Genomic DNA, 8,229 nt, shown 5'->3' with positions numbered 1-8,229 from the left:
CTTTGCCTGTTCTTTTTGCCTGCTTACTCGCCGGACCTGAACCCCGACGAACTGGTATGGGGCTATCTCAAGCACCACAAGATCGGCAAGCTTGCCATCAAAGGTCCTGGACATCTTAAGCAGCGTATTCGAGCCGTTCTGCGCTCGCTGCAGAAAATTCCGGCCCTGGTCCGATCCATGTTTCAACATCCGTCAGTTCGCTACGCGGCGTGATCATGTCCGCTTACTTTGTTTCGGCTTAGTACCTCCTATTTCCGGAGTTCAAAATGAATATCAAACGACTGACGATGTCCCTCCTGCTGATGTCTATCACTGGTTTCACCGGCGTCGCCATGGCCGGCGGCGGACCACGTGGCGGGGCGTATCCAAACGATTCTCTTGCCGCCCCGGCCTCAGCCCCGATGATGGGATCTGCTGAGAACGGCCGTATGAACATGGACGCTTGCCCGATGATGAGCAACGGCAATTGTCCGATGACGAGCCAGCAGCATCCTGGCGGCAAGTGCTGACACGCAACGCCCGCCGAAATAAGGCGGGCGTCGGTCGGCCTCGTAACGCTTTCGAATAAAGCTGGCTCATAGCCTTATTAATCCACGCTTTACCGATGCCTTGGGATCGTCTTGATCCCGAGGCCGGAGCCTTTCATGAAATGCAATGTGAAATTCCTGCTAAAAATCGCCGGCGCGCTGGCGGCGGTTCTTGCGGTCGCATATTGGGCGCTGCCTGCATATCACGCTGAGATCCTGGCTTTGACGCCTCTTTCTGTGGTGGTGCTATGTCCGCTGTCGATGGTAATGATGGTGTGGTTCATGCAACGCCCGGATAAGTCGACCAGCAGTGTCCTGCCACCCGCTAACCAGGTGTTGTCCTCGGGGCAACGCAGGACGAACCATCTGTAATCAACCCGAACGGCGTAGACCGCGCTGCGAGTTCGGCCGCAACGTCGTCTACGTCGTTTCATCTAACGCACGCACGGTCGATCAACTTGTCGGTTTAAAAACCGCCAATCAGATTGAAACGGCTACGCTATACTTGTTGCGATGAAAATTCTGCGGACACTCTTCGTCTTGCTGCTGTGTGTGATGCTGCCCCTCAGTGGGCTGGCAGCCAGTGGCGCGACTGGAGCGTGCGCGATGGAATCCTCCATGGCCGGCGACAGCGCCGTCATGTCGGCTGATATGCCCGGCTGCGATTCTATGAGCCCAACGTCCAGCGAACACGGCAAGTCGAAGGTATCGCTGTGCAAGGTGAGTGCCCAGTGTCAGATGGGTAGCCTCTATCACCCCGTTTCTTCTCCCACCGTGACTCGACCCGCCGGGTCGTTTGTTCCCGTCAGCTTCCACTACACACAGTCGCTCTCCATCCGCGAGCCGGATGGCCTCTGGCGTCCACCGCAGTCCCTCTAACTCCATCGTTCTGGTTCGCCGCTTTTGCGCGGTGATGTCGTCCCGTTTCGGGACGTGAGTTCGTGTGTCCGCTCTCGCGGCTATACGCGGCTCGACCATTCGAGGTTAGAACATGCTTTCCATCATCGGCACGCCGGCATCCCGGCGCGCCTGGGCTCGCTCATGTGCCGTCCTTTTCGCATTCGGCCTGTTGGGTGGCCGCGCGGCGTACGCCCAGGACACGGGCTTGACGCTCGACGAGGCGCTGCAAATTGCGACCAGCCGCTCGTCCTCGATCCAGGCTGCGCAAGCCTCGGTCCGGGGAAGTTCAGACGTGGTCGTAAAAGCCGGGCAACTGCCCAATCCCACGCTGAATCTCAGTGTCCAGGACCTGCCCGTCAATGGACCCAATGCCTTCACCATAGGGCAGGACAACTTCACGATGCGCGGCATCGGCATCCAGCAGGAATGGGTGTCTCCGGAAAAGCGCCGACTGCAGACAACGCTCGCCGATCGTGCCGTCGAGCGCGACACATCGACGTACCTCGAAAAGGTGGCCGAAGTCCGTCAGCAAGCGGCCATGGCCTGGCTGAACGCCATCTATGCAAAGAAGGCGGTCGCCCTGAGTCAGGCGCTGGTGGACCATCTGAGCCAGGAACTTGCGGCAAGGCAGGCGTCCTACCGTGGCGCAAAAGGGACGGCGGTCGATGTCGCGCAAGCCAACCTGACGCTCGGGAATGCGCGTGACGAACTGATCAGTGCCCAGCAGGACGAGAAGACCGCGTTGATTACGCTATCGCGCTGGACGGGAGCAGGCAATGTGCTGGAAGTCGCCGGTACCCCGCCGGAACCTGAGTCACAAGTTTCCAGTTTAAGCCCCGAGCAACTTGCTCAGGTTCAGCCTTCATTGATCGCAGCCCGCGCCGCCGTCTCCCTCGCGGACGCCGACACGGACGTTACCCGAAGTAACAGGAGTCCGAACTGGACCTGGGGGCTGACCTACTTCAAGAGCGGCGGAAGGTTCCCGGATTACGTGTCGGTAGGGGTATCCATCCCTTTGCCGATCCACCGCGGGAACGTCGAAGACCGCGACGTCGAGCAAAAATCCGAGATGGGTACACAGGCGCGGCTCACTTACGAGGACACCGCACGGCAGGTCGTCGCGGATATCCAGAGTCTGACGGCAAAGCTCGCCAGTGGCCGGGAACGGCTGGCCAATGCAAGGCAAACCGTTCTTCCCGCTGCTGAACAGAAAGTGCAACTAGCCAATGCCGCATACCAGTCGGGTGCCGGCACGCTCTCCGACGCGTTGGATGCGAGACATACACAGCTCGAAGCGGATCTTCAGGTGTTGAACCTTGAACGGGAAGTTTCCCTCGTCTGGGCGCAACTGGAATACCAGGTTCTGCCGCCCGACATGACCTCCGGCCAGTAAAGAGAAAAACATGAACCAGAAACTGATCGTACGCGCCGTTGCGGCAGTATTCACTGCAGCTGTGCTGTTAGGTGCCGGCTATGTGATTGGAACCCGTCGTGCCGCAACAGATGCACCCATGGTGTCAGCCGCGGCCGAGACTCCATCCGTAGCCGGAGTAGCTGGAGATAAGGTCGATCCCAAGACAGGTCGCAAAGTGCTCTATTGGCACGATCCGATGGTGCCGAACCAGCACTTCGACAAGCCCGGCAAATCGCCCTTTATGGATATGCAGCTTCAGCCCGTCTTCGCGGACGAAGGCGGTTCAAGCGGAATCAAGGTCGACTCCACACTTCAACAGAATCTTGGCATCCGATACGCGACCGTGGTCCGTCAGGAGACCGCCGAAGGTTTCGACGCGATCGGAACCACCCAGTTCGACGAGTCGATGGCCGATGTCGTCCAGTCGCGGGTGACGGGTTATATCGACCACCTGTACGCAAACGCCCCGATGCAACGTGTCGCGAAGGGAGCGCCGATTGCGTCGCTTTTCGTTCCCGACTGGCTGGCGCCGCAGGAAGAATACCTGGCGCTCAAGCGCGGGGGCATGGATGCCAGCCTGCTTGCCGCAGCACGTGCGCGCATGCAGGCGCTCTCGATTCCGGACGGGCTCATTGCGAGCCTCGACCAAACAGGTAAGGCGCAGACCCACGTCACGCTATTCGCCCAGCAAGCCGGCGTCCTGACGGAACTCAATGTTCGCGATGGTGCGATGGTGTCGCCGGGGCAAACGCTCGCCAAGATCGCGGGTCTTTCGAAGCTGTGGTTGATCGTTGAGATACCCGAGTCGCTCGCCTTGCAGGTGCAGCCTGGCATGACGGTCGACGCGGCGTTCGCCGCCGACGCTTCGCAGCACTTTAGCGGTCACATCCGTGAAATCCTGCCGGGCATCAGTCCGGACAGCCGGACGCTGCAGGCGCGCCTCGAAATCGACAACGCCGGGCTGAAGCTGACGCCTGGGATGCTGATGCGCGCGCGTGTCAGTGGGGCGAAACCGGTCTCGCGGCTGCTTGTGCCGTCCGAAGCGGTTATCACGACTGGCAAACGGTCGATCGTCATCGTCAGGAATGGCGACGGCCGGCTGCAGCCTGTCGAGATTACAGTCGGCAAGGATAGCGGAGACAGCACCGAGGTGACGAGCGGGTTGACTGAAGGCCAGCAGGTCGTCGCATCGGGCCAGTTCCTGATCGACTCGGAAGCGAGTCTCACATCCGTGCTGCCGAAACTCGAAGGAAGCGCGGCACCCGGAGCGTCTGCCTCGGCGCCTGCTTCCACCTCTGCGCCTGCTGCCGCGCAAACCTACGCAACGACTGGCAAGGTCGAAAAAGTCACCGCTAGCGACATCACATTCTCGCACCAGCCCGTGCCGGCGCTGGGCTGGGGTGCGATGACGATGACCTTCGGCAAACCATCGCCAACCGCCTTCCCGGACGTCAAGGTGGGCGAGTCCGTGCATTTCGTCTTCAGGCAGTCCGATGACGGCTACCAGTTGACGCAGGTCGAACCGGTCGGAGGCACGAAATGATTGCACGCATCATTCGCTGGTCGATTTACAACCGGTTCCTCGTGCTGCTCGCGACCGTGCTCGTCACCGCGTGGGGCGTCTATTCGTTGACCCAGACGCCCCTCGACGCGCTGCCGGATCTGTCCGACACACAGGTCATCATCAAGGCCTCGTATCCGGGCAAGGCGCCGCAGGTGGTCGAGGACCAGGTGACGTATCCGCTCACGACGACGCTGCTGGGTGTGCCAGGCGCCACCACTATCCGCGCCTATTCGTCGTTCGGCGATGCGTTCGTGTACGTGCTGTTCGACGACAAGACTGATCAGTATTGGGCGCGGTCGCGCGTACTCGAATACCTGAACCAGGTGCAGAGCCGTTTGCCGCCGGGCGCAACTGTCTCTCTTGGACCTGACGCGACGGGCGTGGGTTGGGTCTATGAATACGCACTGGTTGACCGCACAGGCAAACATGACCTTGGGCAGCTTCGGGCCCTGAACGACTGGTTTCTGAAGTTCGAGCTGAAAGCCGTGCCGGACGTATCGGAGGTGGCCAGCATCGGCGGCATGGTGCAGCAATACCAGGTCGTTCTGGATCCGGACAAGCTGCGCGCCTACGGCATCACACAGGCTACCGTCGCGGATGCCATCGGTAAGGCGAACCAGGAATCGGGCGGTTCAGTGGTCGAACTGGCCGAATCCGAGTATATGGTCCGGTCATCGGGCTATCTGCACTCGCTCGACGATTTTCGCCACATCGTGCTGCGGACGAACGACACGGGCACCCCCGTGTTGCTCGGCGACGTCGCCCGCATCCAGATCGGCCCGGAAATGCGCCGCGGCATTGCCGAACTGAATGGTGAAGGCGAAGTGGCGGGCGGTGTGATCGTCATGCGCTCGGGAAAGAACGCGCTGACGACCATCGAAGGGGTCAAGGCGAAGCTCGCCGATCTGAAGAAGTCCCTGCCTCCGGGCGTCGAGGTCGTGACGACCTATGACCGCTCGCAGCTCATCGAACGAGCAGTCGACAACCTCAAGGACAAGCTCATCGAGGAGTTCATCATCGTCGGCCTGGTCTGCGCGGTGTTCCTGTTCCATCTGCGCAGCGCGTTCGTCGCGATCCTGTCGCTGCCGCTCGGGGTGCTGGCCGCGTTCATCGTGATGCGTTATCAGGGCGTCAACGCAAACCTGATGTCGTTGGGCGGGATTGCCATTGCCATCGGCGCGATGATCGATGCCGCCATCGTGATGATCGAGAATGCGCATAAGCATCTGGAAGCGTACGACCACAAGCATCCCGATACGCCGATCACGAGCGCCCAGCGATGGGAACTGATTGCGCAATCTGCGGCCGAGGTCGGTCCAGCGCTGTTCTTTTCGCTGCTGATCATTACGCTATCGTTCATTCCGGTGTTCTCGCTCGAAGGTCAGGAAGGGAAACTGTTTGCGCCACTCGCTTTCACCAAGACCTACACGATCGCCGCCGCCGCCGGGTTGTCTGTCACGCTCGTGCCGGTACTGATGGGCTACCTGATCCGGGGCCGGATTCCGCATGAGAACGCCAATCCGATCAACCGCGTGCTGATCCGCCTGTACCGTCCATTGCTCGAAGCGACCCTGCGCCGGCCGTGGGTTGCTATTGGGCTGGCGGTCGTTGCGCTCGCCGTCACGATGATTCCCGTGTCACGGCTCGGCGGTGAATTCATGCCGCCGCTCGACGAAGGCGACCTGCTCTACATGCCGACCGCCTTACCTGGCATCTCGGCAGACAAAGCCGCCGAACTGCTGCAGCAGACGGATCGCCTCATCAAGACGGTTCCCGAAGTGAAAACTGTGTTCGGCAAGTCGGGACGTGCCGACACCGCGACCGATCCCGCGCCGTTCGAGATGTTCGAGACCACCATCCAGTTCAAGCCGCGCAGCGAATGGCGGCCGGGCATGACACCGGAGAAGCTGGTGGATGAACTCGATGCGCGGGTGAAGATTCCGGGCCTGTCGAACGTCTGGGTGCCCCCGATTCGCAATCGTCTGGACATGCTGTCGACCGGGATCAAGACGCCAGTCGGAGTGAAAATCTCCGGCGCGGACCTCGGGCAGATCGACAAGATCGCCACGCAGGTCGAGTCCGTCCTGAAGAACGTTCCGGGCGTCACATCGGCACTGGCGGAACGCCTGAACGGCGGTCACTACATCGACGTCGACATTGACCGCCTCGCAGCCGCCCGCTATGGCCTGTCGGTGACCGACATCCAGTCCGTCGTGTCGACTGCTGTGGGTGGCGATAACGTTGGCGAGGTTATCGCGGGTCGCGAGCGCTTTCCGATCAACATCCGCTATCCACGGGAGATCCGCGACTCGGTCGACAACATACGTCAGTTGCCAGTTGTAACGGACCGCGGCGCAAAGATCACGCTGGGAGACGTTGCCACGATCAGGATCTCCGATGGGCCGCCGATGATCCGTAGCGAGAACGCCCGGCTATCAGGCTACGTCTATGTCGACATTCGCGATACTGACTTGCAATCGGCGGTGAAGGCAATGCAGATCGCTGTTGCGCAGCACGTTGTATTGCCACCGGGATATTCGATTGCGTGGTCGGGTCAGTTCGAGTATCTGGAGCGGGCCGCTGCGAAGCTGCGAACTGTGATTCCTGTGACGCTCGTCGTCATCTTTGTGCTGCTGTTCCTGACGTTCAACTCGGCGGCCGACGCACTATTGCTAATGTCGACGGTGCCCTTTGCGCTGGTTGGAGGGTTCTGGCTGATCTGGATCCTCGGGCACGCGGTATCAGTCGCCACAGCGGTGGGATTCATCGCGTTATCGGGCGTGGCGGCCGAATTCGGTGTCGTGATGCTGCTGTATCTGAAGGAGGCACTTAACCGCCGGCTCGACGAAGGCCAGCCCTTTACCGAAGCGACCCTGGTCGACGCTATTCGCGAAGGCGCGGTTCTGCGTGTGAGACCTAAGGCGATGACCGTCGCGGTCGTGCTGGCGGGCCTTATTCCAATCATGCTCGGTCATGGTTCCGGCTCCGAAGTCATGCAGCGCATCGCCGCGCCGATGGTTGGCGGTATGGTGACCGCGCCGCTCCTGTCGATGCTCATCATTCCGGCCGCCTGGCTGTTGCTGCAACGCCGCCGCGTCGCGCGTACGAAAGCAAACACGCAAGAATCGCTTCAACCTCACGTAGTACCCACTGGCACGTTCGTGCCGCAAACTCACTCTGGAGAAAACCAATGAAGAAGTTGATCACCCTGACGGCTGCGTTCTGTACTGGTCTCACGCTCGCCGGTGCGGCGCTGGCGGCGGACGATATGGCCGGCATGAAGATGAACAGCAGCGCAACGGATGCCGAGACGCCGAACAACGCGGCGCTCACCGATGCGGTCGTGAGGAAGGTGGACCCGTCGACCGGCATGGTGACGCTTCAGCACGGCGAGCTGAAGAACATCGGGATGTCGGCGATGACAATGGCCTACAAGGCCAAGGATGCGTCGATGGTAAAACAGGCGAAGGAGGGCGAAAAGGTCAAGGTTCGCGTTGAAAATGTGGATGGCACGCTGACCATCGTGAAGCTTCTGAAACAGTAGCGGTCCGCGGTTGCACAGCGATGCGTCGGCGCCTTGTCCTGCCGCTAACGCATTGCTGTGTCAGCGTTGACGCTGGTCCGCTGCGTGATTGAGTCCGCTATAAGTCAACAGCCACCAGAGCGCCGATGTGTGGAAAAGCTCCACGATTCCACGAGTCTGCACGCAGGCGGCTTTGCCGATCGCCAGCAGGCAGCGACCATGAAGGGACACTCGACATGTGGGCAATACAGTACGTCCAATGGCGGATAGCTAGCGGGAAGCGGTCGTCTGCGGGGTGTGG

Annotated in this window: 8 protein-coding genes; all 8 read left to right on the top strand. The window is 60.7% G+C overall.

The window, feature by feature from the left end:
• On the top strand, nucleotides 1–213 hold a 213-nt coding region (locus P3T40_RS14755; protein WP_429268449.1), incomplete at its 5' end, for a transposase.
• A gap of 53 nt (nucleotides 214–266) precedes the next feature.
• Entirely contained in the window at nucleotides 267–509 is a 243-nt protein-coding gene (locus P3T40_RS14750; RefSeq protein WP_429268448.1) for a hypothetical protein, read from the top strand.
• 135 nt (nucleotides 510–644) lie between these two features.
• Nucleotides 645–899, top strand: a complete 255-nt coding sequence (locus P3T40_RS14745; protein ID WP_429268447.1) for a DUF2933 domain-containing protein — start codon at nucleotides 645–647, stop codon at nucleotides 897–899.
• A 141-nt stretch (nucleotides 900–1,040) separates the two neighbouring features.
• Nucleotides 1,041–1,406, top strand: a complete 366-nt coding sequence (locus P3T40_RS14740) for a hypothetical protein (protein WP_429268446.1) — start codon at nucleotides 1,041–1,043, stop codon at nucleotides 1,404–1,406.
• 112 nt (nucleotides 1,407–1,518) lie between these two features.
• Entirely contained in the window at nucleotides 1,519–2,820 is a 1,302-nt protein-coding gene (locus P3T40_RS14735) for a TolC family protein (protein WP_429268445.1), read from the top strand.
• Nucleotides 2,821–2,830: 10 nt separating this feature from the next.
• Nucleotides 2,831–4,384 (top strand): efflux RND transporter periplasmic adaptor subunit, encoded by a 1,554-nt coding sequence (locus P3T40_RS14730; RefSeq protein ID WP_429268444.1) that lies wholly within the window; start codon nucleotides 2,831–2,833, stop codon nucleotides 4,382–4,384.
• The gene (locus P3T40_RS14725) at nucleotides 4,381–7,599 is read left to right on the top strand and encodes an efflux RND transporter permease subunit (protein WP_429268443.1); all 3,219 of its coding nucleotides are present in this window, start codon (nucleotides 4,381–4,383) and stop codon (nucleotides 7,597–7,599) included. The genes P3T40_RS14730 and P3T40_RS14725 overlap by 4 nt, the downstream gene beginning before the upstream one ends.
• On the top strand, nucleotides 7,596–7,949 hold the full coding sequence (locus P3T40_RS14720) for a copper-binding protein (RefSeq protein ID WP_429268442.1): 354 nt from the start codon (nucleotides 7,596–7,598) through the stop codon (nucleotides 7,947–7,949). Before P3T40_RS14725 ends, P3T40_RS14720 begins: the two co-directional genes overlap by 4 nt.
• Nucleotides 7,950–8,229 lie beyond the last annotated feature (280 nt).

Source organism: Paraburkholderia sp. EB58 (genome assembly GCF_050436665.1).
GTDB lineage: Bacteria > Pseudomonadota > Gammaproteobacteria > Burkholderiales > Burkholderiaceae > Paraburkholderia.
The sequence above is the reverse complement of the archived record's forward strand: the minus strand, read 5'-3'. Positions and strand labels throughout refer to the sequence as shown.